The sequence below is a fragment of the Rahnella sp. PAMC25559 genome (assembly GCF_050632365.1).
Lineage (GTDB): Bacteria > Pseudomonadota > Gammaproteobacteria > Enterobacterales > Enterobacteriaceae > Rahnella > Rahnella rivi.
Genome location: NZ_CP192544.1, coordinates 511,361 through 538,132, shown reverse-complemented (window position 1 = coordinate 538,132; position 26,772 = coordinate 511,361). Strand labels below are relative to the sequence as shown.

Annotated in this window: 25 protein-coding genes; 8 read left to right on the top strand and 17 right to left on the bottom strand. The window is 54.0% G+C overall.

The features are described 5' to 3' along the window. Positions 1 to 181: 181 nt before the first annotated feature. Together ACQZQY_RS24730 and ACQZQY_RS24725 are read right to left on the bottom strand one after the other, a co-directional pair. Positions 182 to 2,233 (bottom strand): glycoside hydrolase family 31 protein, encoded by a 2,052-nt coding sequence (locus tag ACQZQY_RS24730; RefSeq protein ID WP_431297471.1) that lies wholly within the window; start codon positions 2,231 to 2,233, stop codon positions 182 to 184. Next, positions 2,230 to 3,609, bottom strand: coding sequence for a glycoside-pentoside-hexuronide (GPH):cation symporter (locus ACQZQY_RS24725; RefSeq protein WP_431297470.1), 1,380 nt, complete (start codon positions 3,607 to 3,609; stop codon positions 2,230 to 2,232). Before ACQZQY_RS24725 ends, ACQZQY_RS24730 begins: the two co-directional genes overlap by 4 nt. Before the next feature lie 932 nt (positions 3,610 to 4,541). Here ACQZQY_RS24725 and ACQZQY_RS24720 point away from each other — a divergent pair. After that, complete coding sequence (locus tag ACQZQY_RS24720) at positions 4,542 to 4,799, top strand: biofilm development regulator YmgB/AriR family protein (protein WP_056780009.1); 258 nt, start codon at positions 4,542 to 4,544, stop codon at positions 4,797 to 4,799. Between the two features lie 69 nt (positions 4,800 to 4,868). Here the strand turns inward: ACQZQY_RS24720 and ACQZQY_RS24715 are convergent, their stop codons facing one another. Beyond that, the gene (locus tag ACQZQY_RS24715) at positions 4,869 to 5,726 is read right to left on the bottom strand and encodes an SDR family oxidoreductase (protein WP_136375470.1); all 858 of its coding nucleotides are present in this window, start codon (positions 5,724 to 5,726) and stop codon (positions 4,869 to 4,871) included. Positions 5,727 to 5,845: 119 nt separating this feature from the next. Here ACQZQY_RS24715 and ACQZQY_RS24710 point away from each other — a divergent pair, with 119 nt between their 5' ends. From ACQZQY_RS24710 to ACQZQY_RS24695, 4 genes are all read left to right on the top strand, one after another. Then, complete coding sequence (locus tag ACQZQY_RS24710) at positions 5,846 to 6,262, top strand: winged helix-turn-helix transcriptional regulator (protein WP_183849540.1); 417 nt, start codon at positions 5,846 to 5,848, stop codon at positions 6,260 to 6,262. 112 nt (positions 6,263 to 6,374) lie between these two features. Then, positions 6,375 to 6,935, top strand: a complete 561-nt coding sequence (locus ACQZQY_RS24705; RefSeq protein ID WP_421671246.1) for an antibiotic biosynthesis monooxygenase — start codon at positions 6,375 to 6,377, stop codon at positions 6,933 to 6,935. A 14-nt stretch (positions 6,936 to 6,949) separates the two neighbouring features. Next, the gene (locus ACQZQY_RS24700) at positions 6,950 to 8,821 is read left to right on the top strand and encodes an amidohydrolase (RefSeq protein WP_431297469.1); all 1,872 of its coding nucleotides are present in this window, start codon (positions 6,950 to 6,952) and stop codon (positions 8,819 to 8,821) included. Between the two features lie 276 nt (positions 8,822 to 9,097). Continuing rightward, positions 9,098 to 9,388 carry a DUF1471 domain-containing protein gene (locus ACQZQY_RS24695; protein WP_414072217.1) on the top strand — a complete coding sequence of 97 codons (291 nt, stop codon included), beginning with the start codon at positions 9,098 to 9,100 and terminating at the stop codon, positions 9,386 to 9,388. 64 nt (positions 9,389 to 9,452) lie between these two features. Here ACQZQY_RS24695 and chbG read toward each other — a convergent pair whose 3' ends face one another. The 6 genes from chbG to ACQZQY_RS24665 form a co-directional block, all read right to left on the bottom strand. Next, on the bottom strand, positions 9,453 to 10,220 hold the full coding sequence (chbG, locus tag ACQZQY_RS24690) for a chitin disaccharide deacetylase (protein ID WP_431297468.1): 768 nt from the start codon (positions 10,218 to 10,220) through the stop codon (positions 9,453 to 9,455). A gap of 45 nt (positions 10,221 to 10,265) precedes the next feature. Then, complete coding sequence (locus ACQZQY_RS24685) at positions 10,266 to 11,609, bottom strand: 6-phospho-beta-glucosidase (RefSeq protein WP_431297467.1); 1,344 nt, start codon at positions 11,607 to 11,609, stop codon at positions 10,266 to 10,268. Between the two features lie 63 nt (positions 11,610 to 11,672). Further along, positions 11,673 to 12,509 carry a transcriptional regulator ChbR gene (gene chbR, locus ACQZQY_RS24680; protein WP_136376121.1) on the bottom strand — a complete coding sequence of 279 codons (837 nt, stop codon included), beginning with the start codon at positions 12,507 to 12,509 and terminating at the stop codon, positions 11,673 to 11,675. Between the two features lie 14 nt (positions 12,510 to 12,523). Next, entirely contained in the window at positions 12,524 to 12,871 is a 348-nt protein-coding gene (gene chbA / locus ACQZQY_RS24675; RefSeq protein WP_056779981.1) for a PTS N,N'-diacetylchitobiose transporter subunit IIA, read from the bottom strand. Positions 12,872 to 12,934: 63 nt separating this feature from the next. Next, a complete protein-coding gene (gene chbC / locus ACQZQY_RS24670) occupies positions 12,935 to 14,293 on the bottom strand; it encodes a PTS N,N'-diacetylchitobiose transporter subunit IIC (protein WP_136376120.1) in 1,359 nt (452 codons plus the stop codon). Between the two features lie 123 nt (positions 14,294 to 14,416). Then, complete coding sequence (locus ACQZQY_RS24665; protein WP_056779975.1) at positions 14,417 to 14,740, bottom strand: PTS sugar transporter subunit IIB; 324 nt, start codon at positions 14,738 to 14,740, stop codon at positions 14,417 to 14,419. Positions 14,741 to 15,115: 375 nt separating this feature from the next. Here ACQZQY_RS24665 and ACQZQY_RS24660 point away from each other — a divergent pair, with 375 nt between their 5' ends. From ACQZQY_RS24660 to ACQZQY_RS24650, 3 genes are all read left to right on the top strand, one after another. Further along, positions 15,116 to 15,643 (top strand): GNAT family N-acetyltransferase, encoded by a 528-nt coding sequence (locus ACQZQY_RS24660; RefSeq protein ID WP_431297466.1) that lies wholly within the window; start codon positions 15,116 to 15,118, stop codon positions 15,641 to 15,643. A gap of 77 nt (positions 15,644 to 15,720) precedes the next feature. Continuing rightward, complete coding sequence (gene tehB, locus ACQZQY_RS24655) at positions 15,721 to 16,320, top strand: tellurite resistance methyltransferase TehB (protein ID WP_431297465.1); 600 nt, start codon at positions 15,721 to 15,723, stop codon at positions 16,318 to 16,320. Positions 16,321 to 16,568: 248 nt separating this feature from the next. Next, positions 16,569 to 16,931 carry a hypothetical protein gene (locus ACQZQY_RS24650; protein WP_431297464.1) on the top strand — a complete coding sequence of 121 codons (363 nt, stop codon included), beginning with the start codon at positions 16,569 to 16,571 and terminating at the stop codon, positions 16,929 to 16,931. A 63-nt stretch (positions 16,932 to 16,994) separates the two neighbouring features. On the opposite strand, the gene ACQZQY_RS24645 is transcribed toward ACQZQY_RS24650, so the two are convergent. The 8 genes from ACQZQY_RS24645 to ACQZQY_RS24610 all read right to left on the bottom strand — a co-directional run bounded on the left by ACQZQY_RS24645 (position 16,995) and on the right by ACQZQY_RS24610 (position 26,713). Then, on the bottom strand, positions 16,995 to 18,560 hold the full coding sequence (locus ACQZQY_RS24645) for a DUF1176 domain-containing protein (protein WP_431297463.1): 1,566 nt from the start codon (positions 18,558 to 18,560) through the stop codon (positions 16,995 to 16,997). A 165-nt stretch (positions 18,561 to 18,725) separates the two neighbouring features. After that, on the bottom strand, positions 18,726 to 20,144 hold the full coding sequence (locus tag ACQZQY_RS24640) for a gamma-aminobutyraldehyde dehydrogenase (protein ID WP_056779953.1): 1,419 nt from the start codon (positions 20,142 to 20,144) through the stop codon (positions 18,726 to 18,728). A gap of 13 nt (positions 20,145 to 20,157) precedes the next feature. Beyond that, positions 20,158 to 20,964 carry an ABC transporter permease gene (locus ACQZQY_RS24635; protein WP_056779951.1) on the bottom strand — a complete coding sequence of 269 codons (807 nt, stop codon included), beginning with the start codon at positions 20,962 to 20,964 and terminating at the stop codon, positions 20,158 to 20,160. After that, positions 20,954 to 21,886, bottom strand: coding sequence for an ABC transporter permease (locus ACQZQY_RS24630; protein WP_390976467.1), 933 nt, complete (start codon positions 21,884 to 21,886; stop codon positions 20,954 to 20,956). The genes ACQZQY_RS24635 and ACQZQY_RS24630 overlap by 11 nt, the downstream gene beginning before the upstream one ends. Positions 21,887 to 21,901: 15 nt before the next feature. Beyond that, on the bottom strand, positions 21,902 to 22,924 hold the full coding sequence (locus tag ACQZQY_RS24625) for an ABC transporter ATP-binding protein (protein ID WP_056779945.1): 1,023 nt from the start codon (positions 22,922 to 22,924) through the stop codon (positions 21,902 to 21,904). 58 nt (positions 22,925 to 22,982) lie between these two features. Next, positions 22,983 to 24,158 carry a putative ABC transporter substrate-binding protein YdcS gene (gene ydcS, locus ACQZQY_RS24620; RefSeq protein WP_390976142.1) on the bottom strand — a complete coding sequence of 392 codons (1,176 nt, stop codon included), beginning with the start codon at positions 24,156 to 24,158 and terminating at the stop codon, positions 22,983 to 22,985. A 36-nt stretch (positions 24,159 to 24,194) separates the two neighbouring features. After that, the gene (locus ACQZQY_RS24615; protein ID WP_431297462.1) at positions 24,195 to 25,658 is read right to left on the bottom strand and encodes a gamma-aminobutyraldehyde dehydrogenase; all 1,464 of its coding nucleotides are present in this window, start codon (positions 25,656 to 25,658) and stop codon (positions 24,195 to 24,197) included. Between the two features lie 149 nt (positions 25,659 to 25,807). Further along, positions 25,808 to 26,713, bottom strand: a complete 906-nt coding sequence (locus ACQZQY_RS24610) for a LysR substrate-binding domain-containing protein (RefSeq protein ID WP_056779938.1) — start codon at positions 26,711 to 26,713, stop codon at positions 25,808 to 25,810. Positions 26,714 to 26,772 lie beyond the last annotated feature (59 nt).

Here is a 26,772-nt window from a genome sequence, read left to right as displayed (position 1 = left end):
ACAGGGCGAGGGATTACGGAATCCTCGCGGAGAGTTAACAGTTTTGTGATAAGTCGGGGGCAGGAGACCGCGGCATGGCGCGGCTTTCAGTTACAAAGGGTTGAAGGTTTCGGTTTCTTATCTGCGGTGATCCTCTGGCGCTACACGCTGAGCGACCACCGCATTTGAGAAACCTAAACGGTTAAAGTCCTGTTGATAAGATAGCCAGTGCAGTCGGGTCAGCCCTTTGCCGCACAAATACCGGGATCTCACTCATCGGTGCGGCGACACTCACCGCCCTTCCTCCTTCATAGCGTTCGCCATTAAGCGCCACCCAGGTTTCTCCCGCCGGTAACCACACCTCGCGTTCGCGCTGGCCTGCATGCAAAATCGGCGCGACCAGTATGTCTGCACCGAGCAGATACTGATCTTCCACCTGCCAGCTTTCCGGCTGAGCGGGATACTGATAGAACATCGTGCGCATTGCCGGATCGCCGTTTTCGTGGGCTTGTTGCATGACGTGGCTGATGTACGGACGCAGCTTTTCACGCAGGAATAACCCGCTTTTCATCAGGGCATAATTCTCTTCGCCATAGCTCCAGACTTCATTCGGCGCGCCGCTGTTGCACTGCGCGATGCCTTCACGCCAGGGTTCTGACGGCTGAATTTGCGGTTCGCGGTAGCCGTGCAGGCGCATCACCGGACAGAACACGCCCCACTGGAACCAGCGGATCAGCAACTCCTGAAACGCCGGATCGTTGACGTTGCCGCCCTGAAAACCGCCGATGTCGGTCGTCCACCACGGAATACCCGCCAGCCCCATGTTCAGGCCAGCAGCAATCTGATTACGCAGCGCGTGGAAGGAAGAGTGGATGTCGCCGGACCACGCCAGCACGCCGTAACGCTGGCTGCCCGCCCAGGCGCAGCGCACCAGATTGACGATCTCGTTTTCGCCTTCCTGCTGCAATCCGTCGTAAAAACCTTGGGCGAATTTCTGCGGATAGATATTCCCCACCTCCAGCACCGGGCCGAGGTGATAGCGATAGTTATCAAAATCATACGCACGGTATTCCGGTTCGGCTTCATCCAGCCAGAAAGTGCGGATGCCCAGATCGAAATAGTTTTGTTTCACTTTGTCCCAGACAAACTGACGTGCGCCGGGGTGCGTGGCATCAAAGAACGTGCAGTTGCCGAGGAAATCCAGATTCACTGACACACCGCGATCGGTATTCACCAGATAACCTTTGGATTTCATCTCTTTATAGTTATCGGTGCGGCTGTCCACCGTCGGCCACACCGACACCATGGTTTCGATGCCGAGGGATTTAAGCTCGGCCACCATCGCTTTAGGATCCGGCCAGTCCACCGGATCAAAACACCAGGTGCCCTGATTCGGCCAGTGGAAGAAATCGATGACAATCACCGAAATCGGCAGATTGCGCCGCTTGTATTCACGCGCCACCTCCAGCACTTCCTGCTGGGTGCGGTACCGCAGTTTGCACTGCCAGAAACCGGTGGCGTATTCCGGCATGTGCGGTGCGGTACCGGTCGCGCGGCCATACTGGTGCAGGATGTCAGCGGGCGTATCACCGGCAGTTATCCAGTAATCCATCTGCTCGGTGACCTGTGCTTCCCAGCGGGTAATGTTCTTGCCGAACGTCACCTCGCCAATCGCCGGGTTATTCCACAGCAAACCATAACCGAGGCTCGAGAGCATAAACGGCACGCTGGCCTGCGAGTTGCGCTGCGCCAGTTCCAGCGTGCAGCCTTTCAGATCCAGACAACTCTGCTGATACTGCCCCATGCCGTAGATTTTCTCGTCCGGACGGGATTCAAAACGTACGGTGAGCTGATGTTTGCCACCGGGAATGGCTTTGAATTCGCGGGCATCCATCTTCAGCGCGCTGATGTATTTATCCTGACTCCTCTCCGTCGCGCCGATCCCCACGGTTGAACGCTGACGCCAGAACTCTTCGAGGATCAGCTCGCCGCGCTGGTTATAAAACGCCAGTTGCCCTTTGATGTTCACCGTTGCCGTGATGTTGCCGTTGCGCAGCGTGAGGGTTTCGGTGCCGTGGCGGATGTCAGCCTGCGGCTGTGTGGATAGCGGCAACAGCGCCCACAGGTGATCATTCAGCGCCGGGCGGCAGGTGGCGCGCACGCGCAGACTGTTTTCGCCCCAGGGTTCAATCACCAGCGTTTGCTGATCGAAATGCCAGAGGATGCGGTTTTTTTCGGCGATTAATTCGCTCATGCGGACTCCTGTGTATGCAAGATGGCCTGACGTTCAGGCTCGCGTTCCTGAGAAATTTTGGACTGGTTGATCTGTTTCATGGTGGCGTCATTGAGCTTGTACCAGCGCATCGACAGCGCGCTGAACATCGACAACACGCCCGGCACCAGCGAGAACAGCGCAATAATCGACAGCATCGCGGCGGTATTTTGCTGGGCGGCATGCGGCACATAACCGCTCATGCCCAGCATCCAGCCGACCACCGCCCCGCTCACCGCCATCCCCATTTTGAGGATCGCCAGCAAGGTCGAGAACACGGTGCCGTCCATGCGTTTGCCCTGTTTGTATTCACCGTAATCCACCACGTCAGACATCATCACCCACATCAGCGTGGTCGTGACCTGATAGAAGGTGGACACCAGCAGCGTCATGCCCACCAGCAGGGAGATCCACGCCGGAACGAAGAAGATCGCCGCGCTCAGGATGCCGGTCAAAATGGCGCAAAGCGTGAATGCCGTTAGCTTGCTGCGATTGCGGGTTAGCGGTTTGACCAGCAGGCTGCCGAGGCTTTTACCAATAATGTGCGCGGCCAGCAGCCACATAAAGTAGCTGGCGTTGCCGAGATAATAGGTGACGTAATACATCATCGCGCCGAGACGCACGACGCCGAAGGAGATGTTAAAGAAGATCAGCGCCGCGACCACGCGCCACTGGTCGTTACGCACTAAATCGCGCAGATCGGAGAGGAAATTTTCATGCGTCGGCGGTGCGCTGATACGTTCTTTGGTGTTGAGAAAACACAGCAGGAACATCACCACGGCCACCGAGGCCATGATGGCCATCGCGCCGAAATAACCGTCAAGCTTATTGCCGCCGCCCAGCATTTCCGCCAGCGGCATCATCAGGAAGGTGGACATCGCGCCGCCCAGGGTGGCGAGGAAAAAGCGATAGGATTGCAGGGAGATTCGCTGGGTATTATCCGGCGTAATGATCGCGCCCATCGAGCAATAAGGAATATTGATGGCGGTGTACATCAGCATCATCACGCAGTAGGTCACGCTGGCGTAGACCATTTTGCCGCCCAGCGTCAGGGATTCCGGCACGGCATACACCAGCAGGCAGCTGGCACCAAAAGGCAGCGCCAGCCACAGAATATACGGGCGGAACTTACCAAATCGGGTCTGCGTGCGGTCGGCAATCAGCCCCATCGCGGGGTCAACAATCGCATCCGCGACGCGCGCCACCAGGAACATGGTGCCGACAAACACCGCCGGTAAACCCACCACGTCGGTGTAGTAAAAGGTTAAAAATATAATGACGTTATCCAGGCCAATATGGCTCGCCATATCCCCCAGACCGTAGCTCACTTTCTCTTTGACGGATAATTTTCCACTCATAACTCGTTCTGCCTTTTGTCCGGTTAAACAAAAAAGTCAGTCCGTCCGCTGGGCTGAAGAACTGTTATAGAGAGGTTAAATGCCGGTCACAATTGCGAGATGTTGTAAATTTCTTACGATATTTAGCTTCTGTGATACCGGTAACATCGTGGGGTGAGGGATATATGGATGGGCAGGTTTCGGTTTCTCAGGTGCGGTGATCGCTTAACATTTTGCGCCGAAACCGACCAAAAGAGGCCAGGACGGGCCTCTCTTGGATCTCTCGCGTCTTTAAACTGCGCGCTGTCGCTCGCGGGCTATGTTTCAGGGGCTTTCGCTATTGCCGCAAAATCCCGCCGCTGCGCGGTGCCCTCCGGTCGGGTTACAACCCGCGCACACTGACGCGCGGTTTTCCACCGCTCCTCCGGCGTGATTCTTGAGCGCGGCCAGTGGCAGTATTTCGTTCTCATTCGTGTGGCAGCGCAGTGAGTTAAGTGCTCGCCGCCTATAACAAACCAACACTCACTCAGTCTCATGGTGAAAAACACTACTCACCTGATCATTACAAAATGAACTAACTCAATCTGTGAATGTATCGATCGTTAATCACACAGGACTATTTGTGCTGTTTTTGATTGCTAGCAACCGGTTATTAAGATATTTCTCACCCAAAACTGTACAAATCTGCAATCTTTGTATAACTTCTTTACACCCCTGCTTTATCATTAGTCCGTCATTTACGGGCATATTCAGCCTGGTTTTTGGAGGAGAATGTGGATTTCCCCTCCTCCAAAAACTTTTTTTTAATGCTGGCCTTTTTCTTTTGCAAAAAAGGCATGGGATGAAACAGGGAAACGAATTGTGAAGCATTGCTAAACAATACTATGTTTTCTCACTCGCAACAGACACTTCTCATGTCATGATTTACCATGCGAAGTATTAAGGAGGTCTATATGCAACTCGAAGAAGAACAAACAGTTACTGAAATCAGCGAATACTTCAAACCGCAGGAATCCCAGACCTTAAGTGAAGTGGAAATTTTGGGCAGAGTGGTGTCCAGCCTGTTGTGCAGCCGCTTCCCGGTAAGCAATAAAGCCATCATTGAAGGTCTGATCCGCCAGATCGAAATCGATTCCAATATCAGTAATCAGCAGGCCTGCCGCAATCTGCTTGAGCTGGTCTTGTTGTCCACGCAGGATGATGTGATTTAAATAAAAATACGGCCTGTTAAGCGATGCTAACAGGCCGTAAACTTTATGATAACAAACCGCGGTCGCGCCTCAGAGAGACTTCAGCGTCGCAGCAATCACCTCTTTCGCAGGCGTTGTCGGGCGACCAATCAGTTTGCTCAATGTATGTGAATCATCAAACAGCCCGCCCTGCGCTGCGCCTGCATCAGAATCTGCCAGCATCTCCGCCAGCCAGTCCGGCAAACCTGCACCGGTCAGTGCTTTTGCAAAATCCGCCTGGGTCATGTTGATGTAATCCACTTTTTTACCTGACAGTTGCGCGATGTGCGCGGTAAATTCTGCCAGCGTGTAGGCCTCATCTCCCGCCAGTTCGTATACTTTGCCCGCCTGATTATCCAGGCTCAGCACCGTTGCTGCCGCTTCGGCGTAATCTTCACGCGCTGCCGAGGAGATACGGCCTTCACCCACCGCACCAATAAAGGCATTGTGCGCCAGCGCCGGGGCGATACTCGCCGCGTAGTTTTCCGTGTACCAGCCATTACGCAACAGCACGAAAGGAACGCCTGATTCACTTAAGGCTTTTTCGGTCGCGCGGTGTTCAACGCCAAGCCCCAGCGGGCTTTTGTCTGCGTGCAGCAGGCTGGTGTAGGCCAGCAGTTTTACGCCTGCGCGTTTTGCCGCATCAATCACTGCGCCGTGCTGCGCTTCGCGCTGACCGACTTCACTCGAAGAAATCAGCAGCACTTTTTCAACACCTTTGAACGCGCTGTCGAGCGTCGCTGGCTGGCTGTAATCGGCCTGACGTAACTCCACGCCCAGCTCCGCCAGATCTTTGGCTTTTTCCGGGCTGCGCACGGCGGCAATAATCTGATTCGCCGGGACTTTCTTCAACAATGCAGCGATAACGAGGCGGCCTAACTGGCCGGTGGCACCGGTAATTGCGATCATGTTGTTTCTCCAAAAGTGTAAGACACGAGATTTATGTTCTGAAGGGCGCGAAATGCGTCGCCGTTGAAACATCCTATGCGATATACTTTCTTTTGGTAAGTACGCACTAAAAGGTAAGTATGAAAATAATATCGTCCGATAAGTCGGCTGACGCATTACCGCTCACGGAGCAAATCCGGCGTGGCGAAGTGCTCGATCCTAATTGCCCGTCTCGGGAGATTTTGCGCCATATCACCAGCCGCTGGGGATTGCTGGTGCTGATCGCCCTGAGCGAGGAGACGCTGCGCTTTAGCGAGCTGCGCCGCAAAGTGGGTGGCGTCAGTGAAAAGATGCTGGCCCAGACCTTACAGGCATTTGAAGAAGATGGCTTTATTGACCGCCGCTCTTATCCGGTGGTGCCGCCGCATGTGGAGTACCGGCTGACGCCGCTGGGTATCGAAGTCAAAGACCAGATTGCCGGGCTGGCTAACTGGCTGGAATCAAATCTGCATCGCGTGATGAAACAGCGCAATCTGCGCGTGGTGGGCGAGGAATGATTCACAAAAAAATTTGATAAGAACCCCAAAATTCTCGCCTATCATTGCTCCGTTCCGGCAACTAACATCATTTCATTGATTCGTTAAATTCTTTAATTCAATGAGGTGATGTATGCCGCAGTCCCATCAGCAACATGTAACACTCGTCATTACTCACAGGATCGCACCCGCCAGCGAAGCACGCTATGAAGCCTGGCTGAATAAAATTATGCCGCAGGCCGGCAGCTTTAACGGGCATCTGGGCGTGAATGTGATCCGCCCGAGCCGCAGCGGCGATCCTTACACCATTCTGGTGCGCTTCGATACGCTGGAAAATCTCAACGCCTGGCATAATTCCGAGCTGCGTAAAGAGCTGGTAAAAGAAGTCAGCCCGCTGTTACTGCAAAACGACAATACCGAGGTGCGCCCCGGTGCCGAATTCTGGTTCACACCGCCCGCCGCCAACGTCCGCCCCCCTGCCCGCTGGAAACAATATCTGCTGACCCTGCTGGTCATTTACCCGTCGACCCACATTGTGCCCTGGTTCTGGGGACAGATTTTACCGCACCTCAAAGGCACCGAAGGCGGCCATATCCTGAATGACGCTTCCGTTGTCGGGCTGGTGGTTTTCCTGTGGATGCCCGTTATCACCCGAGTTTTTCATTCATGGCTGACGCGCACTTCCGCGCAATGACAGGAGCTTTCCCAATGAACAGTTTCGCATCCCTGATCCTGATAAATGGACAATTCCACACCGTCGATCGTGAAAAACCACGGGCGAACGCGGTGGCGATAAAAGACGGTAAATTTCTGGCCGTCGGTACTGAAAATGAAGTGATGCAGTTTGCCGATGCGCAGACGGAGGTTGTGGACTTAAAGGGGCACACGGCGGTTCCCGGCCTTAATGACTCGCACCTGCATCTGATCCGTGGAGGGCTGAATTACAATCTGGAGCTGCGCTGGGAAGGTGTTCCGTCGCTGGCGGATGCGCTGCGAATGCTGAAAGATCAGGCAATGCGCACACCCAGCCCGCAGTGGGTTCGCGTGGTCGGTGGCTGGACGGAATTTCAGTTCGCCGAACGACGGATGCCGACGCTGGATGAAATCAATCAGGCCGCGCCCGACACGCCGGTCTTTATTCTGCATTTATATGACCGTGCCCTGCTCAACCGCGCGGCGCTGAAGGTGGTGGGTTACACCAAAGACACGCCCAATCCGCCGGGCGGTGAAATTCAGCGCGACAGCAATGGCAATCCGACCGGGATGCTCATCGCCAAACCGAACGCCATGATTTTGTATTCCACGCTGGCAAAAGGGCCAAAACTGCCGCTGGAGCAACAGGTGAATTCCACACGTCAGTTTATGCGCGAGCTAAACCGCCTCGGGCTGACCAGTGCCATTGATGCGGGCGGCGGCTTCCAGAATTATCCCGAGGATTATCAGATCATTGATGAGCTTCATCAGAAAAAACAACTGACGATCCGCATCGCCTACAACCTGTTCACCCAGCGCCCGCAGCATGAGCTGGAAGATTTCGAACTGTGGACCGACATGCTGAAGCCCGGCCAGGGCACCGACTTTTATCGCCATAACGGCGCGGGGGAAATGCTGGTGTTTTCCGCCGCAGACTTTGAAGATTTCCTGCAACCGCGCCCGGATCTACCGCCGGGGACTGAAATTGAACTTGAGCGCGTGGTGCGCCATCTGGTGGAACACCGCTGGCCCTTCCGGCTGCACGCCACCTATGACGAGTCGATCAGCCGGATGCTGGACGTATTTGAAAAAGTGAACCACGACATTCCGTTCAACGGTTTGCACTGGTTCTTCGACCATGCGGAAACCATTACTGAACGCAATATCGAACGCGTTAAAGCGCTGGGCGGCGGCATTGCGGTGCAGCATCGCATGGCGTTTCAGGGTGAATATTTTGCAGAGCGCTACGGCGCTGAAGCCACAAAACACACGCCACCGGTGGCGAAAATGCTCTCTGCCGGATTACCCGTCGGGCTGGGCACGGACGCCACCCGCGTTGCCAGTTACAATCCGTGGACCGCGCTGTACTGGCTGGTGTCCGGCCGCACCGTCGGCGGCATGACAATGTATGACGACGATGCGCGAATCGACCGCGAAACGGCGCTGATGTTGTGGACGCAGGGCAGCGCCTGGTTCTCCAGCGAACAGGGCAAAAAGGGGCAGATTAAAGCCGGGCAGCTGGCCGATCTGGCCGTTTTATCGGAAGATTTCTTCAGTGTTGCGGAAGAGCGCATCAAAGGCATTGAATCGGTACTGACCATGGTCGATGGTAAAGTGGTTTACGCGGCAGGAAGTTTCTTGCCGCTCTCGCCACCGGCGATTCCGGTATTGCCGGACTGGTCGCCGGTTACCCGTGTGCCGGGGCATTACCGTTCTGCTCCGCCAGAAGGGGCGGCACGGGTCGGGCAGATCCGGCAGATGCATCAGTGCGTCGGGCCATGCGGTGTGCATAAGCACAGCCATGACCTTGCCCGCGGGGCCGATGTTCCGGTATCCGATGACAATGCCTTCTGGGGCGCACTCGGCTGCTCCTGTTTCTCGTTCTGATCGTTTGTCCGTGATGTAAAAAAGCCCGCAGTTCACTTGAATTGCGGGCTTTGCGGTTCCCCTTTTCCCGGCCTGTCGCTTCTCACGTCGCAACAAAAAAGCATACCGGTGCGGGCGCAGGATGTTTTCATACTCATCCTTGTGATCCGTTCTGACGGCAAAAGCCTCCCCGGCTTTGTGCCGTAAAAATCCGTTCATGTTTTGGTGACAGGTGAAAATCCGGTCTAAACTTAATCAGCGTGAAGCAAACTCTTACCTCTAAAAAGGATGATGTAAATGAAAAAAATCATTTTAGCTGCCTCTCTGCTTATCACTGCCTTTTCATTCAGTGCATTAGCAGCTGACCAAGTCTCTAAAGAAGAGGTCACTCACTTCAAACTGGTAAAAATTGGCAACGTCACCGTGTCACAAAGTGGCGGGCAGGTAGGTTCTCCAAGTGAATTGCACGAAGAGCTTTCCAGGTTAGCGGATGAGAAAGGGGGTAAGTATTACCATATCATTGCAGCAGGGCAGAAAGGCCCAAACTTTGAAGCCATCGCCACTGTCTATAAAGACGCGGATAAATAATCACGCGTGATTAACCCGCAAAAAGGCCGCCGTGAGCAATATGCCCGCGGCGGCCTTTGTGTTTTTACAGGGCTTGTAAATCCTTAAATGATCCCAGCCGGTACCCGCGCTGAGTAATCGCGGATTTCAGCGACGCCGACGTCAATACATCCAGCTCTGCCAGCCTCGGGTAACAATATTTACTGGCCAGAAGCGTGTTATCGATAAAAGAAGGGTGTGTCATGATTTCTACGGAACGGTCGCCGCGCCGGGTGGCGTTGTCCAGCGTTTGCAGAAACAGCGCTTCTGAAATCGCCTCTCCGTAAAACGTGCTGTCGAAACCGTCTGTGCTCTTCGCGCCGCACAGAGGAATGTCCGCTTTGCGGATTTCGTCGCGGTCAATGCGCAGCGGCACGCCCTTCTGTTTCGCAAATGCCTCCACTATCGGGAAAATCTGCGGGAACATGTGCACGTGATGATGGCTGTCGATATGCACCGGCGCTTTGCCAAACACCTCGATAAAGCGCGCGAACTGACATTCCAGTTCATGCGCGATTTCATCAAGCGGCAGCGTGCCAGCCTCCGCCATTTCCCAAATCCATTTGCCCAGCTCACCGTTTCGGACCAGACCTGGCATCGGTGAAAGCGGTTTTCCAAGCGTCAGGACAAAATGCATCCCGACGGCAAGATGCGGGTGGGATGCGCTTAATACGGCGGCATGTTCCGCCGCCGCCATCGTGACCATCGCCGTGGTCGATCGCACAACGCCGTTATTGCATGCCTCGATAATGCCGTAGTTTTGCGCCTTGCAAAGTCCGAAATCATCGGCATTCACAATCAGTAACTTATCCATGATTTTCCCTTTTGCATCGCCTTCCCGCACCGGGAAGGCGGCGGGTTATTTCAGTGCGGCAATCGTTTCTGCAAAGTTTGGCAGCAGCGCCTCATGCGCCAGCAACATTTCCCGCGCCAGCACTTCGGCATCTTTATCTGAATGGATCAGCGGGCTGAGGTTCAGCGCCAGCAGCACATCATTAAATTTGCCGCTCAGTGCCGCTTCGCTGGCCGCGATTTCAAAGCCTTTAATGGTGTGGATCAGTCCGAGGACTTTATCGTCGAAATGTGTCAGACGCGGATGCGGTGTCGCACCGTCGCGCCCGATGGTGCAGGTCATCTCGATTGCCCACTCTGCCGGAATATTATCAATGTGCCCGTTGTGCGGGAAATTGACGTACTGCTCGGTTTGCTTATCGTTATAAATCGCGCTGATCACTTCGCAGGCCGCATCGGAATAGTACGCCCCGCCCCGCAGTTCCAGCTCTTTAGGTTTGACGCTCAGCTCAGGATCTTTATAGAGATCGAACAGCTGCTTCTCAACTTTTTGCACCACGGATGCGCGCGCCCCGCCTTTGTAGAATTCACCCATTTCAATCGCCAGCATCTCTTTCTGCTTGAAGTAATACAGCAGGTAAGAGCACGGCAGCAGGTTGAGCGAGCGGATCAGGCCTTCGCTGAAAGGTAAATCAAAGATGTTTTTCACCGAGCCGGCAGTAAGCGTGCCGGAAGCTACGCCGTCGAGCAGTTCGGCAAAGCGTGATTCACCGTTAACAATCACATCTTTGATAAACACCATATGGTTCAGGCCGAAAAGATCGATGGATAACGCGTCCTGCGGAGTCAGTTTCAGCACATCCTGAATGAACATTTTCATGCCGACAGGAATATTGCACACGCCAATGAATTTCTTGAACCGGGTGTGACGGAAGACGGCTTCCGTGACCATTCCCGCCGGGTTGGTGAAGTTAATGACCCAGGCGTTCGGGCAAATCTCTTCGACGTCTTTGATGATGTCGAAAATGACCGGGATGGTGCGCAGGCCTTTGAATAAACCGCCTGCGCCGTTAGTTTCCTGCCCCAGATACCCATGGCTCAGCGGGATACGCTCATCAAGCTCGCGCGCCTTTAACTGACCGACACGCAATTGCGTGGTAACGAAATCCGCATTTTCCAGCGCTTCACGGCGGTTGAGGGTTTTGTGGATCGCAATCGGCACACCGGCGCGTTTCACCATGCGCACACAGAGATCAAAAATAATATCCTGCTTCTCTTTTCCGGCCTCGACATCCACCAGCCATAATTCAGAAACCGGTAATTCGTCGTAACGTTTAATAAAGCCTTCAAGTAATTCCGGGGTATAGCTGCTCCCGCCACCAATAGTGACGACTTTCAGTTTTTTGCTCATAGGGACTCCCGTGCAAGTGATTGCACTGCAAATTTAAACAGAAATATAAAATAAACCTGAGCGTTAATTAATACTGCACAATTTCTTTCGGTAATGATTCGGTGTAAATGATGTCAGCTTTTTAAAGTTCTTGATAAACATACTCGGGCTGCTATATCCGGATTCAAAGGCAATATCCGTGACCGAGTAATTGGTAATTTCAAGTTGCTTTTTTGCGAAATCAATTCGGATTTCATTGATAATCTGCATCGGCGTCATTCCATAATGACGCTGCGTGGCGCGGGTCAGATATTCCTGCGACTTACCGGATAATGCCACCATGTTCGATAAGGCTTTATCACCGAACTGCGTTTTATCATGCATTCTCTCAACCGCCACCTTTAACCAGGCTGGCGCATCCGTTGTGGCTTCTGATTCTCTGTGGTGACGTAACCGGTTCACGATATAAAACGTCACCATCTCCAGAAATTCATTAAATTCCCCGTTGCGGAAATTCAGCGAAGCCACCACCGATTCAATATAAGTCAGAAATTCAGTTTTAATTTTGTACACTTGTGAGGCAATAAAATGTGCCGGTAATAATGAGGCGTAGTGTTGTTCGAAAAAAGCTTTGCTGATCCCGACATTCAATATTCGGGTTGCGCCAAATTCATAAAAGCTCTGATGATTCGAACCCAGCGGAATGAAGACAAAATCGCCGCGCTCTAACAGCACCCGTTTGCCATTCACACTCTGATAATACCTGCCCGTCAATACCACCGTAAATTCGTAGTAATCATGTTCATGCAACCCGGAAATGCTTTCTACTTTGTTGTAGATAAACATATGGAAATTCTGACCGTCGAAGAGTTGATTTTCGCGTGCTGTCTTGATTTCCATGCTCAATACCGGTGGCTGCATTATCACTCCCTACGTTATTTTATTTTCTCGTGAAGCTCAATGAGTTCCGTGATTAACTCGCGGGCCAGCATCGAGGTCATCAGGTGGTCCTGCGCGTGAACCAGGATCAGGCTGACTTTCATTTTGCCTTCGCCCATATCGTCTTCAATCAGCTTCGTCTGCACCAGATGCGCTTCATTGAGCGATAAACGTGACTGATCCATTAACGCTTTGGCTTGCTCAAAATCGCCTTCTTTGGCTTTTTTCAGCGCACCGTAAGCCAGGCTGCGCGCTTGTCCGGAGTTAATAATTAACCCCATGACCACTTCTTCGAGTTCCTGCATCTCGTCTTGCGTATCCGCGATGCTGTCTAAATCAATCATCTTAATCTCTCCTTGATAGCCAGTGGGCAGAGGGAAGGACGCGCCCGCCCTCTGCGGGTCAGATTAGAATTTCAGTGCGGCAGCGATATCTTCTTCGCTTTCTTCTTCTTCAATAATCTCCTGCGCTTTGTTCGACAGGATAACGAAAGGCATGTAAACCAGCGTGGCGACCGCCAGGTTAAACAAGGCCACTAACAATGCCGCGATGCTGCCATTACTGTTAAAGAAAGCGCCAAGGCCGGTCGGCATGGTCCAGGGCGCCAGGTTGGTCACCGGCGGAATAATGCCCATGGAGTAAGCCGCGAGCGTGATGGCTGCCAGAATGGGTTGCACCAGCACGAACGGAATAAACATGACCGGGTTCATGATGATCGGTAAACCAAACAGGATAGGCTCGTTAATCTGGAAGATGCCTGACGGCAGCGCCAGTTTTGCCACCTGGCGGTGATCCGCACGGCGTGAGGCAATGAAAATGGCGATAATCAGACCTAACGTCGCACCGGAACCGCCCAGCAGGATGTAGGAATCGAGCATCGGTTTCGCCCAGAAGTGGAACGTTTTACCCGCGTCAATGGCAGCACTCACTGAACCGTATTCGGTGTACAGCGCGATATTTTCCAGCGCCCACGGGGTCATGATGCCGTTGTCCAGCGCGGTCAGCGCAAGAGAACCGTGGACACCAAAGAACCACAGCAGGGAGTTGAAGATCACGTATGCCCAGCCCACCACGCTGCCCATAGAGGCCAGCGGTTTGGAGATGGAATCCATAATAATCTGGTGGAAGTTGTGGCCGTATAATCCCAGCAGCCAGGAAATCACACCGAAAATAAACAGAATGATAAAGCCGGGAATTAATGCAGAGAATGAGCGGGCGACAGAGGTCGGCACGCTTGCGGGTAAAGTAATCACCCAATTTCTGCGGATAATAAACGTAAACATTTCGGCGACCACTAATCCGATCACCATACCGGAAATAATGTTCGCACCGCCTAACCAGTTCGCGCCTACCGCATAAGCTTCACCTACGCTGTAAGGTGTGACGGTCATAAAGGCGGCAACGGCTAATAACCCCGCTGACAGGGAATCCACTTTGCGTTCTTCGGCTAAAGCCATGCCGATAAAGAACGGCGCCATCAGCGACATAATACCCAGCGTACCGTTGTAGACATTAATACCGATGGTTTTTAAACCACTGAGGGTTTCAATCGTGGAAGGGTCTAAACGCACGCCTAAAGAATAGAAGAAAGAACCGGCACCAAAATTCAGGAAAACGTTATTAATTAAAACGAACATGGCACCGGCAAGGGTCAGCGGCATTAATTTAATAAAACCATTTTTGATGGCATTAATATGCGGCTGCTTACCAATTTTAACGGCAAAAGGAAGAAGTATCTTCTCCAGGGAATCAATAACTTTACTCATTCGCGTGTTCCTTTAATGCCGCCCTTCGGCGGCCAGGGTATGAAATTCGCTCTTTGACTGGATTTCTCTTTGACTAAAGTAATTCAATGTAAAAAAGGACAAGGTATCGCTAAAAATTTACGCTTACTGAGTAGCGGCGGCTTTTTTGATGGCAGCAACGGCAGCTTTCAAAACACCTAAACCATCGATTTTGCCGTAAAGCACAGAATCGATCACTTCAACCGGTTTACCCGGTAATACTTTTTGAATCTCCGGCAACATATAAGCAATCTGTGGCCCCAGAAGTACCACATCCGCCGCATGCCCTTTTTCAGCGGCCAGTGTTTCCGGGAATGCTTCAATAATGACCGGCACTTCGTATTTTTCGGCCTGCACTTTCATTTTAGTCACCAGCAATGAAGTGGACATGCCTGCCGAGCAAAACAAATAGATGACTTTCTTTTCCATAATGAAACCCTCATATCCAGTTATGATTGCAGGCCAGACAAGCGTTCCTGCATTGCTGCCAAATGGGCATTTAAACGAAAAAAGATGTAATACGAATTGTCTCTGCTTGAGTCGAGTATACGGCATCACTTTAGCGGGTGATAATTCTGAGAAGTTAAAAATTGTCTCTCCTTGACCATTGCTTATGACTCCCTTCACATTTTGGGCAAATAACTGACGATGGAAAATAACACCGCAGCCCTGAACGCTCCTCACGCGCCAAAGTGTGCGGCAGATCCCTCCGCAAGCAGGCGGGGTGATTTTTTCCGTGCCGGATGACGACCCGCCCCGGTGCGGCTAAGCTTGAAGTCATCTCACAGGAGGAAAAACGTCACTATGATCATTGAGACATCGCGGTTATTGCTGCGTCCGGTTGCAGACGCTGACCTGTATTCCCTCTTTGCCATTTACGGCGATCCGCAGACCAATCTGTTCAACCCGCGCGGCCCGTTGCCGGACAGGGCGGCGGCACAGGAAAAACTGAGCGGCTGGTTACGTGAATGGCCGGAGCACGGATTCGGCCACTGGGCGATTACGCTGAACCATAAACCCGATGAGGTCATCGGGTTTGGCGGGCTGGGAGTCCGTGAAGGCTACGAGAATCACCGGGTGTTTCTCTGCTACCGCTTCGCCACCACGGCGTGGGGAAAAGGGCTGGCGACCGAGTTTGCCAGCGTGGCGCTCAATACGGGTTTTGAGAAACTGGGAATACCGCGGATCTCCGCCACCGTGCGCGAAAACCATCTGGCTTCCCAGCGCGTTCTGGAAAAAATCGGGATGCAAAAAGTCGGTTTTGAGGGCGACCCTGTGCACGGCACGGGCAGTTATCTTTACCGGCAAACCGACCGGCGCACGTTGCGCTGACCATTAAGAGTCATGGCGCGGGGGAGATTTTGGAGGATAATCGCTGGCAATCGATCTCACTTTAAGGAATACAGGGCATGACCCAGCAACCTGCGCCAGAAGATTACTACGCCGAAAAATACGGCCTTACCCGCACCCATTCAGAAATCATTCATGCAGCAGGTTATGTTCAGCCGGGCAAAGCGTTGGATCTGGGCTGTGGCAGCGGGCGCAACTCGCTGTATCTCAACCTGAAAGGCTTTGATGTGACGGGCTGGGACAACAACGTCATGAGCGTGGCGAAAGTGAATGACATTATTGCGGCGGAATCTCTGCGCAATATCGCCATCAGCGAACAGGATCTGAACACGCACCGTTTCAGCGGCGAATACGATTTCATCTTTTCCACCGTGGTCATGATGTTTCTGCAACGCGACAGTATCCCGCACATTCTCGAAGACATGCACGCGGCCACCAAAAGCGGCGGGTACAACCTGATTGTCGCCGCGATGGACAGTCCGGATTATCCTTGCCCGCTGCCCTTCCCGTTTACCTTTAAGCCCGATGAATTGCGCCACGCTTATCGTGGCTGGGAAATCGTGAAATACAACGAGGATATTGGCGAATTGCATAAACGTGACGAAAACGGTGACCGCTACAAGCTTCGCTTTGCCACCTTGCTGGCGAAGAAAATGTAAGACGGACAACGCTGGCGCACGCGTCGCCAGCCCTTATTTTCCCGGTGTTCCCCGCCAGAATTCTCGCCTGAACATTCTTGCCAGAGTGTTGACGTCCGTGTGATAATACCGCGCGTCAATTCTTTAAATACTATTTAAAATCATAAAGTTAACGTTTAATGACTCTGTTTTTCTCGCGGCCAACGCGGTTCAGAACAGGGTTTCTTTTTATTATTCGTCGCCAAGCGCGGCAACATTCAGAGATACGTATGAACTGGGACGTCATGAAGTGGTTGATCGGTATTTATCTGGGCTGTTTTTTAGGTCTTCTTAAGATGGCTTACTCCGACCCTAAGTTTTACCTTGAATATATCGACAAGAAATTCACTTATGTCTGTTACACCGGCTTTATTGTCTGCGGCGCATTATGGTTTGGCCTCTATTCAGCCAGAGGATATGCCATTGACAATATTGATTTAATTTCAGAGCAACTTACATTGATAGACAAAGAATATAATTACGTCACCTCATATCTTCTTTCAATGATAATCGGTTCGGGGATCTCTTTTGCTTCCAGCATTTTGTTTATCGATATTGCCCGCAAAAAGATCGCCTCTGCCACGGCAGAATAACTCTCTCTGATGATGCTTCAGCAGGGAGCGGCCCACTCCCTGCTTCATCAACACCTTGTTTCCCTACCTGCCGTTATCCCCTTGCACCACACCACGGGCGCGTTCGATCGCAACGACTTCCCGTTTACCGAAAACTGAAATATCCCCTTTCAACTCACCATCCTGCTGCGGTGAATACACATAAAGCATGATGTCTACGCCTTCTTTCGGTGAGTAGTCGCCAAAATGGCTGTACACGCCGCCGACATAACACTGCTCATCTATCCACACCGGAATATCACCGATAGCCTGTACTTCATAGCCCGGCACAGGCGAACGGCCATAAAACCCGGCTTCATTTTGACTCAGAGACGGCGGCACCGGACAGACCGAAACGGCTGGCGAAGCAGAACTGCCTGCATTGGGCTGATGCGCCTGCAAAGCGGCTAAACTTTTCCCGACGCTGACTTTTTGTTTATCCGATAACGTCAGCCAGGGCGTTTCTTTATCCCGCGGATCCGGGGAGGTGACCGACAGCGCATAGCGGTACGTGACCGTTATTTTTGCCACGCTGGCGTTGTGGCTGAAGGGGCGAAGCAGATAAATATTGTCCACGCCGAAATAGCTGACCCGGTAGGCGAGATAAATCTGCTTATTAAGTCTGATCCAGTAGCCCGCCTGATTTGCGCCGCGTGCGTTGGTTGAATACAAATAACCGGGCACCGAAGCATCCGGGTCTGCCTTCACGGTGGAATAAAAGGTGCCCTTTCCTCGTTTCAATATCCCGGTATAGGTGAATATGCCGGTGCCCCCGATATAGGCATCAATAATCAGATCCCGTTTGCCATCCCCGTCAAGATCCACCAGCGTATAACTGGCCGTTTGGTTTTCTGTAAAGACGACCACGTTAGATTTCTGAAATGCCTGCCATTCGTCATCTGTGATATCCGCTGAGGGCTTTTTCTTTGGCAGTTTATTCTTTTCCTCCCCCTCGAAGGTGATATCAAACCGGGTCACCTGCGTTTCGGGACTGGCGTAACGACTCATCAGTGTTTCGACAGGCATCTGATTATTTTGATTTTTTTCCTTTTGCAGCGCGGCGAATAATTCGTCCTGCGCAGCACTGTCGTCATCCGGTTTTGATGTGGCGTCGGCTCTTTGCACAAAGGCGGCTGGCGTATCCAGCAGCCCCTGGAAGTCATCCATTTTAAGCAAGACGGCGTTAACCCCTTCACCTGAGAGGTCATCAGCCTGATCCGGCTGCGCGATCTGAATCTGCTTATCATGAAGAAGCGCCTGTAACGCACCACTGACCTGTGACGCGGTAAAGGCAAACTGCCCGTTCTCTTCGCGGGTTAACATGCCGGCAGCCTGACCGCCGAGAGTCAATTGCGGGGAATGCGGGGTGTCTGAGGCGTGAGTATCGGAAAAAATCAGGCTGACGCTCGCCTGCCCGGCAGCGTCTGTTTTTCGCGTGAGTAAAACGGACGCCGTGTTGCCCCCTTTCATCCTTCCCGTGGCATGACAGAGTTGCACATTCTCACACACCAGCGACCAGTCTTTACGGGTAAAACGCAGACCCTCGTTATCCTGGGCAAAAAGAGAAACTGAAAAGGCGCTTAAAAATACGATGAGTGCCGTGCGTAACATGGTCGTCCCTGAGGAAAGTTTTTTGTGCGAGTCATACTAGTTGAAAAGTAACGACTTTAAAATCAGCGCCTCCGGCGGGTGATACATTCACTGTCCGGGCGGCGGCGCATAAAAAAAGGCTGACGAGGTTATCGCCAGCCGTTGTAACGCTTCCGACGCCGGGAGTTAGTGTTTTATCATCACATGCCGAATCGCCGTGTAATCTTCCAGCCCGTACATCGACATATCCTTTCCGTAGCCGGATTGTTTTTGTCCCCCGTGCGGCATTTCACTGACCAGCATGAAGTGGGTATTCACCCAGGTGCAACCGTATTGCAGACGCGCGCTCAGGCGGTGGGCGCGACCGATGTTTTGCGTCCAGACGGAAGATGCCAGCCCGTAGTTGGATTCATTTGCCCACGCCAGAACCTGCTCTTCCGTATCAAACTCGGTCACGCTGACCACCGGGCCGAACACTTCGCGTTGCACAATTTCATCTTCCTGACGCGCACCCGCCAGCACCGTAGGCTGGAAATAATACCCCTCGCCGCGCACCCGTTCGCCACCGGTGATGACCTGAATATGCGCGACGTCTTTCGCCCGCTGCACAAAACCTTCCACCCGCTCTAAATGCGCCGCTGACACCAGCGGGCCCATTTCGCTGCTTTCATCGGTGCCCAGTTTGAGGGTGGAAACGGCCTCGCCCAGCGCTTTCACCAGCTGCGCATACACCCCTTTTTGCGCGTAGATGCGGCAGGCGGCGGTGCAATCCTGTCCGGCGTTGTAGAACCCGAACGTGCGCACGCCTTCCACCACCTGGTCGATATCGGCGTCATCGAAAACGATCACCGGCGCTTTGCCGCCGAGTTCCATATGCGTGCGTTTGATGCCGGTGGTCGCCTGAGCGACAATTTTCTCGCCGGTAGAAACGGAACCGGTCAGCGAAATCATCCGCACTTTATCGTGATGGGTCAGCGCGCTGCCGACCGATTTACCGTCGCCAAACAGCACGTTCAGCACGCCAGCCGGAAGGATATCCCGCGCCAGTTCGCCGAGTTTCAGCGCGGTCAGCGGGGTGATTTCGGAAGGTTTGATCACCACGCAGTTGCCTGCCGCCAGCGCCGGAGCGATTTTCCACGCGGCCATCATCAGCGGGTAATTCCAGGGGGCGATGGAGGCGACCACGCCCAGCGGATCGCGGCGGATCATTGACGTGTGCCCGGCAAGATATTCGCCGCCGGCTAATCCGCTCAGGCAACGGCTGGCACCGGCAAAGAAGCGGAACACGTCAACCACCGCCGGAATTTCATCATTCAGCGCCAGATGAAACGGCTTACCGCAGTTCAGCGACTCCAGCTTGGCCAGCGCTTCGGCGTTTTCTTCGATGCGGTCTGCCAGCGCCAGCAGCAGTTCCGCACGGGTTTTCGGCGTGGTCTGGCCCCAGTCGGTAAAAGCGCTGTGCGCCAGATCCACCGTCTGACGGGTTTGTTGTTCACTGGCCTGCGCCAGACGGACAATCTCCTGCCCGGTATGCGGGTTGAAAACCGGCAGTGACGTTCCTTCTCCGGCCACCAGTTCACCGTTAATCAGCATGTTCGTTTGCATCAGTTATTCCTTATTATTTGCCGTCACCGGCCACATCTGACCCGTTTCTTGTGAGATACCACGCGCCCAGAATCGGGATCATGGTGAGCACCATCAGGCACAGCGCCACCACGTTGGTCACCGGCACTTCGCGCGGCCTGCCCAGCTGGTTAAGCAGCCAGATGGGCAACGTGCGTTCATGACCGGCGGTAAACGTGGTGACAATGATTTCGTCGAAAGAGAGCGCGAACGCCAGCATGCCGCCCGCCAGCAGCGCGGTGCTGAGGTTTGGCAAAATGATATAGCGGAAGGTCTGCCAGCCGTCTGCGCCTAAGTCCATCGAGGCTTCGATCAGGCTGTGCGTGATACGGCGAAAACGGGCGATCACGTTGTTATAAACAATCACCATGCAAAACGTCGCGTGGCCGATGACAATCGTCAGCATGCCCGGCTCGATGTGTGCCGCGTGAAAAGCGTTGAGCAGCGCCAGACCGGTGATGATCCCCGGCAGGGCAATCGGCAACATAAACAACAGGGTTATGCTGTTTTTGCCATAAAATTCACGCCGGTACAGCGCCGCGGCGGCCAGCGTGCCGAGCACCATGGCAATCAGCGTGGCGCAACAGGCGATTTGCACCGAAAGCCAGATGGCGTCAAGAATGTCGTGACGCCCTGCCGCGACGGCAAACCAGTGCAGCGTGAAGCCTTTCGGCGGAAAGCTGAACGCCGCATCTTCGGTGTTGAAGGCATACACCGCGATGATCAGCAGCGGGAAGTGCAGAAAGACCAATCCGCCCCACGCGGAGAGTTTGAGTAACCAGGGTGCGCGTTTAGAGTGCATCGAAAGCTCCCAGTCGTTTGACCATCGATAAATACAACGCAATCAGCACGATAGGCACCAGCGTGAACGCGGCGGCCATGGGCATATTGCCGATCGAACCCTGCTGCGAGTAGACCATATTGCCGATGTAATACCCCGGCGGGCCCACCAGTTGCGGGATGATGTAATCGCCCAGCGTCAGCGAGAACGTGAAGATCGAACCGGCGGCGATACCCGGTACGGCCAGCGGGAAGATCACGTAGCGCAGCGTCTGCCAGGGTTTTGCACCTAAATCTTCTGAAGCATGAATCAGCGACGGCGGCAGGCGTTCGAGTGCGGCCTGAATCGGCAAGATCATAAACGGCAGCCAGATATAGACGAACACCCAGAAGCGCCCGATGCCTGAGGTTGACAGCGTATTGCCGCCAATGCCCGGCAGGCTCAGCATGGCCGTCAGCAGCGGTTGCAGCCCGAGGTGTTCGAGGAACCATTGCAGCACGCCGCCTTTGGAGAGCAGCAGGGTCCACGCGTAGGCTTTGACGATATAACTGGCCCACATCGGCATCATGATGGCGATGTAAAAGAAGGCTTTCTTTTTGCCGGTGATATAACGCGCCATGTAATAGGCAATCGGAAACGCCAGTACCGCGCTGAAGAAAGACACCAGCAGCGCCATCGTCACCGTGCGGACAATAATGTCGGCATTCACCGGGTCAAACAGGGCGCGGATATTGGCCGTCGTCAGCGTCGAGGAGACGGTCATGGTGAAATCGTCAAAGGTATAGAAACCCTGCCACAACAGCGCGAACAGCGAACCTAAATAGATCGCGCCAAACCACAGCAGCGGCGGCACCAGCAGCAGCGCCAGATAAAATCCCGGCCTGTGATGCAGGTAAGTCACCAGTGCGCGGCCACGCCCCACACGCTTTTCATAAGGAGTCATACTGATATCCATCTTTTAGCCCTCAAGCAGCGTGACCATGGCATCTCTGTCCCAACACGCCACCACCGGCTGACCTTGCCGGAAGTGGTGTTGCGCACTGGCCGCCAGGTTGTTGGGCTCACTGACAAACAGACGCTCGCCGCCTTCCAGTGCCAGTTCGTAGCGTGTCGCCGCGCCCTGAAAATGGATGTCTTTGAGGATGGCGTTAACCTGCACCGCCTGGCTGTCTGCCAGCGGCTGCGGCGCAAGGCGGATGTGTTCCGGACGAATAGAACGGCTGCCGGAGACACCGGTGATTTTGAAGGAGAGATCGGCGGTCAGGACGTTCGCCGTACCGACAAACTGCGCAACGAACGCGGTACGCGGATTGAGGTACAGCTCACGCGGCGTATCAACCTGTTCGATACGGCCATTGTTGAACACCGCCACGCGGTCAGACATCGACAGCGCTTCGCTCTGGTCGTGGGTGACAAAAATAAAGGTGATGCCCAGTTCGCGTTGCAGCTTTTTCAACTCACCCTGCATCTGCTCTCGTAATTTTAAATCCAGCGCGCCGAGGGGTTCATCCAGCAGCAGCACGCTCGGCTGATTCACCAGCGCCCTGGCCAGCGCCACGCGCTGACGCTGGCCGCCGGACAAAAATGCCGGTTTGCGCGCCGCGGTAAAGCCAAGCGCCACCCGCTCCAGCGATTCCATCGCGCGGATTTGACGTTCCTTTTTCCCCACGCCTTTCACCATCAGGCCATACGCGACATTTTCCAGCACGGTCATGTGCGGGAACAGCGCGTAATCCTGAAACACGGTGTTGACGTCCCGCTCATAGGGGGCGAGCTGCGAGGCTTCTTTGCCGTGAATGCGCACTGAGCCGGAGGTCAGGGTTTCAAAGCCGGCAATCAGACGCAGGCAGGTGGTTTTGCCCGAGCCGGAAGGCCCGAGCATGGAAAAGAATTCACCGTCCTGAATGTCAATCGAGACATTATCGACGGCTTTGGTTTCCCCATATAATCGGGAAGCATTAATAAATTGTACGGCGGCCATAACGGACTCCCGGATTCGGTTTTTAATAAAAGGGCTAAACGCAACCTCTGACAGCGGATTACCGGCCGCCCATGATGGCGATATAGTCCTGAGTCCACTTGCTGTACGGCACGTATTTACCGCCTTCGGACTGAGGTGTTTTCCAGAATGAAATCGCGGTGAATTTATTAAAGCCGTTGGTTTCGCAACCTTCCGCCCCTAACAGCGGGCTGGCTTTACACCCGGCCGGTACGCTCGGCACGGAACCAAACCATGCCGCGACGTCGCCCTGCACTTTCGGCTCCAGCGACCAGTTCATCCACTGATAGGCACAGTTCGGGTGTTCGGCGTCGGCAGCCAGCATGGTGGTATCCGCCCAGCCGGTGACCCCCTCTTTCGGGAAGACGGTGGCGATCGGTTGTTTTTCGCCTTTCAGCGCGTTGGCCTGATACGGCCACGAGCTGCTGGCAACCACGCCTTCGTTTTTGAAATCACTCATCTGTACCGATGCATCGTGCCAGTAGCGGTGGATCAGCGGATGCTGACCGCGCAGCAATTTCAGCACGGCCTGGTACTGGGTTTCGTTGAGCTGATACGGATCGTCGATTTTCAGATCAGGCTGGGTGCTTTTCAGGTAAAGCGCGGCATCCGCAATGGCGATCGGGCCGTCATACGCCTGAACGCGTCCCTGATTGGGTTTGCCGTCAGGCAAATTTTGCGGCACGAAAATCACTGACCAGCTGTCAGGCGCAGTGGGGAAGGTTTTGGTGTTGTACATCAGCAGGTTCGGCCCCCACTGATAAGGTGTGCCATAGACTTTTCCGGCGACGTTAAACCATTCGCCTTTCAGCAGGCGCGGGTCGAGATTCTTCCAGTTGGCAATCAGCGCCGGGTTGATCGGCTGAACGCGTTTACCGTAAATCAGCCGCAGTGAGGCATCTCCCGAGGCAGTGACCAGATCATAACCCCCCTTCGCCATCAGGCTGACCATTTCATCTGACGTCGCCGCGGTTTTGACATTGACCTTACAGCTGGTTTGTTTTTCAAACTGCGTCACCCAGTCGTAATTCTTGTCACTTTCGCCGCGTTCAATATATCCCGGCCAGGCGACGATATTTAATTGTCCTTCGCCTTTTCCTACCGCTGTCGGTAAGTCTGCGGCCACCGCCGTATTAAGAAAACTCAGCAGACCTAAACAAACCGCAGATAACTTTTTACTGCCAGATGGTTCTTTATTGAAAATAAGTGTTTTCATTGGATACCCCTGTCCTGTCGTCGTATTTGTCTGTTATTAGAATTGTGGTTTGAACTTCGCCATGATGTGCCTGACTACGCTGTAATCCTGTAACGAATAACTCGAGAGATCGTTGCCATACCCGGAGCGTTTTAAACCGCCGTGGGGCATTTCGCTGACTAAAGAAAAGTGCGTGTTAATCCAGGTGGTGCCGTATTGCAGATGGGAGGAAATTTGCATCGCCAGATCGATATTTTGCGTCCAGACCGAGGACGCCAGCCCGTATTCTGATTCATTCGCCCAGTCCACGACCTGCTGAACGGTGTCGAAACGGGTGACGCTGACCACCGGGCCGAACACTTCGCGCTGGACGATTTCATCAGTTTGCAGACATCCCGCCAGCAGCGTGGGCTGGTAATAGAAGCCGGGGCCGGAATGGGACGCCGCGCCGGTGATACGCTCGATATGCGGCTGACTCAGCGCCCGTTCGACAAAGCTCGACACGCGATCCCGCTGGCGTGCGCTGATAAGCGGCCCCATAAAGTTTTCACTGTCATTCTTTCTGGCGAAAGAGAGTTGCGATACCGCCTCGCCCAGCTTTTCCACCAGCCGTTCGTAGATCCCGGCCTGTGCATACACGCGGCAGGCGGAAGTACAATCCTGCCCCGCGTTGTAATATCCCCAGCAGCTGACCGCCTGCACCACGTCATCAATGTCGGCATCGTTGCATACGATCACCGGCGCTTTGCCACCCAGCTCAAGATGGGTGCGTTTCACCGTTTTCACCGCCGCCTGCAAAATGCGCTGACCGGTGACGATGTCGCCGGTCAGGGAAATCAGACGGACATGCGGATGACTGACCAGCGCATTACCGACCCCTTCACCACTGCCGGTAATGACGTTCAGCACACCCGGCGGCAGGATCTCCTGCAACGCGGGCAGCAAGGCCAAAATGGTCAGCGGAGTATGTTCAGAGGGTTTAAACACCACGGTGTTGCCCGCCGCCAGCGCGGGAGCAATTTTCCACGCCGACATCATCAGCGGGTAATTCCAGGGGGCAATCGAGGCCACCACGCCCAGCGGGTCGCGGCGCACCATCGAGGTGTGGCCGGGCAGATATTCGCCGGAAAGTTGCCCCTGCTGGCAACGCACTGCCCCGGCAAAGAAGCGAAAGACATCCACCGCGGCAGGCAAATCGTCTTTCAGAGCCTGATGCAGCGGTTTACCGCTGTTGATGGCTTCGAGCTGTGCCAGCGAATGCGCCTGTTTTTCGATGGCGTCGGCGATACGTAAAAGCACGGAGGCCCGTTCGGCTGGCGTGGTGCGTGACCAGCGGCTGAAAGCGGCATTGGCGGCATTCACCGCCAGAGCGACTTGTGCCAGAGAGGTTTCGGCGACCTCGGCAATCACTTCACCGGTCGCAGGATTGAAAATGTTTTGCGTTGCGCCTTCGCCGTGCAGAAGGTCGCCATTGATCACATGCTTTTCAGAAAAACTGGCAACAAATTCTGCATCCGACATTGCACTGCCCTCAGTTCAGAGAATCATCCTTAATTAACAAAAATGTTATTAGTTAGTAACAAACCTGCTAATTCACAGTAGGTAATTTCTCTGAGGGCAACAAATAGCAATTATTGAAGTCTGCGTTCGGTTAAACCGAATGCTCCTTGTCAGGGTCTGCGCTTGGCGCTGTTTTCACGTGCAATGGTCAGGAACGGCGTAACCAGCTCCGGCCTCGCGCTGCCGCGCCGCCACGCCAGCCCGATATCCAGCGGTTCGATGGAATCCTCCAGTTTGCTGGCTTCGATCATATTGCCTTCCAGCGACCAGGCGCGGTAGGCCATGTCCGGCTGAACCGAAACCCCCAGACCGGCCGCAACCAGGCTGCGTACCGCCTCGGTGGAGGCGGTTTTCATCGCGATATTGGGTTTCAGCCCCGCCCGCGCCCACAGTCGTTGCGCATGTTTCTCCATTTCATCGACGTTGAGCTGGATCAGCGGTTCATTCGCGATATCCGCCAGCGAAATACTTTCGCGCTCCAGCAACGGATGCAGCGGCGGCAGCCACAGGCGGTAGGAGGAATGGGTCAGCACTTCGGTTTGCAGCGCATCGCGGTCTTCAAGATTGGAGAGGATCAGCACGCCGATATCGATTTCACCGCTCACCAGCAGATGTTCGATGTACTGACGCTCATCCTCCACCACTTTGACCTCAACGTTCGGGTAATACGCATTGAATTGCTTGAGCAAATCCACCAGAAAATAACCGGCCACCAGGCTGGTCACGCCAAGCGTGATCTGACCGGTGACGCTTTCTGTCCCCATTTGCAGGCTGCGTTTGGCGTTATCGACAGTGGCGAGGATCAGATAAGACTGGCGTAAAAACTGATGCCCCTGATGGGTCAGCGTCATGCCTTTCGCATGGCGGTCGAACAGCCGCGCTTCGGTTTCAACCTCAAGCTGCTGAATGGCCTGCGTCAGCGATGACTGAGACACAAAGGAGGCCTGCGCCGCAGCGGAAATCGAACCGGTTTCAGCAACGGCAATAAAATGGCGGATCTGGCGTAACGTCAGCATGGGGCGCCTCAACATCTCATTAAAAAACCGAACAGCATCAGGCACCATTCGGTTTAAGG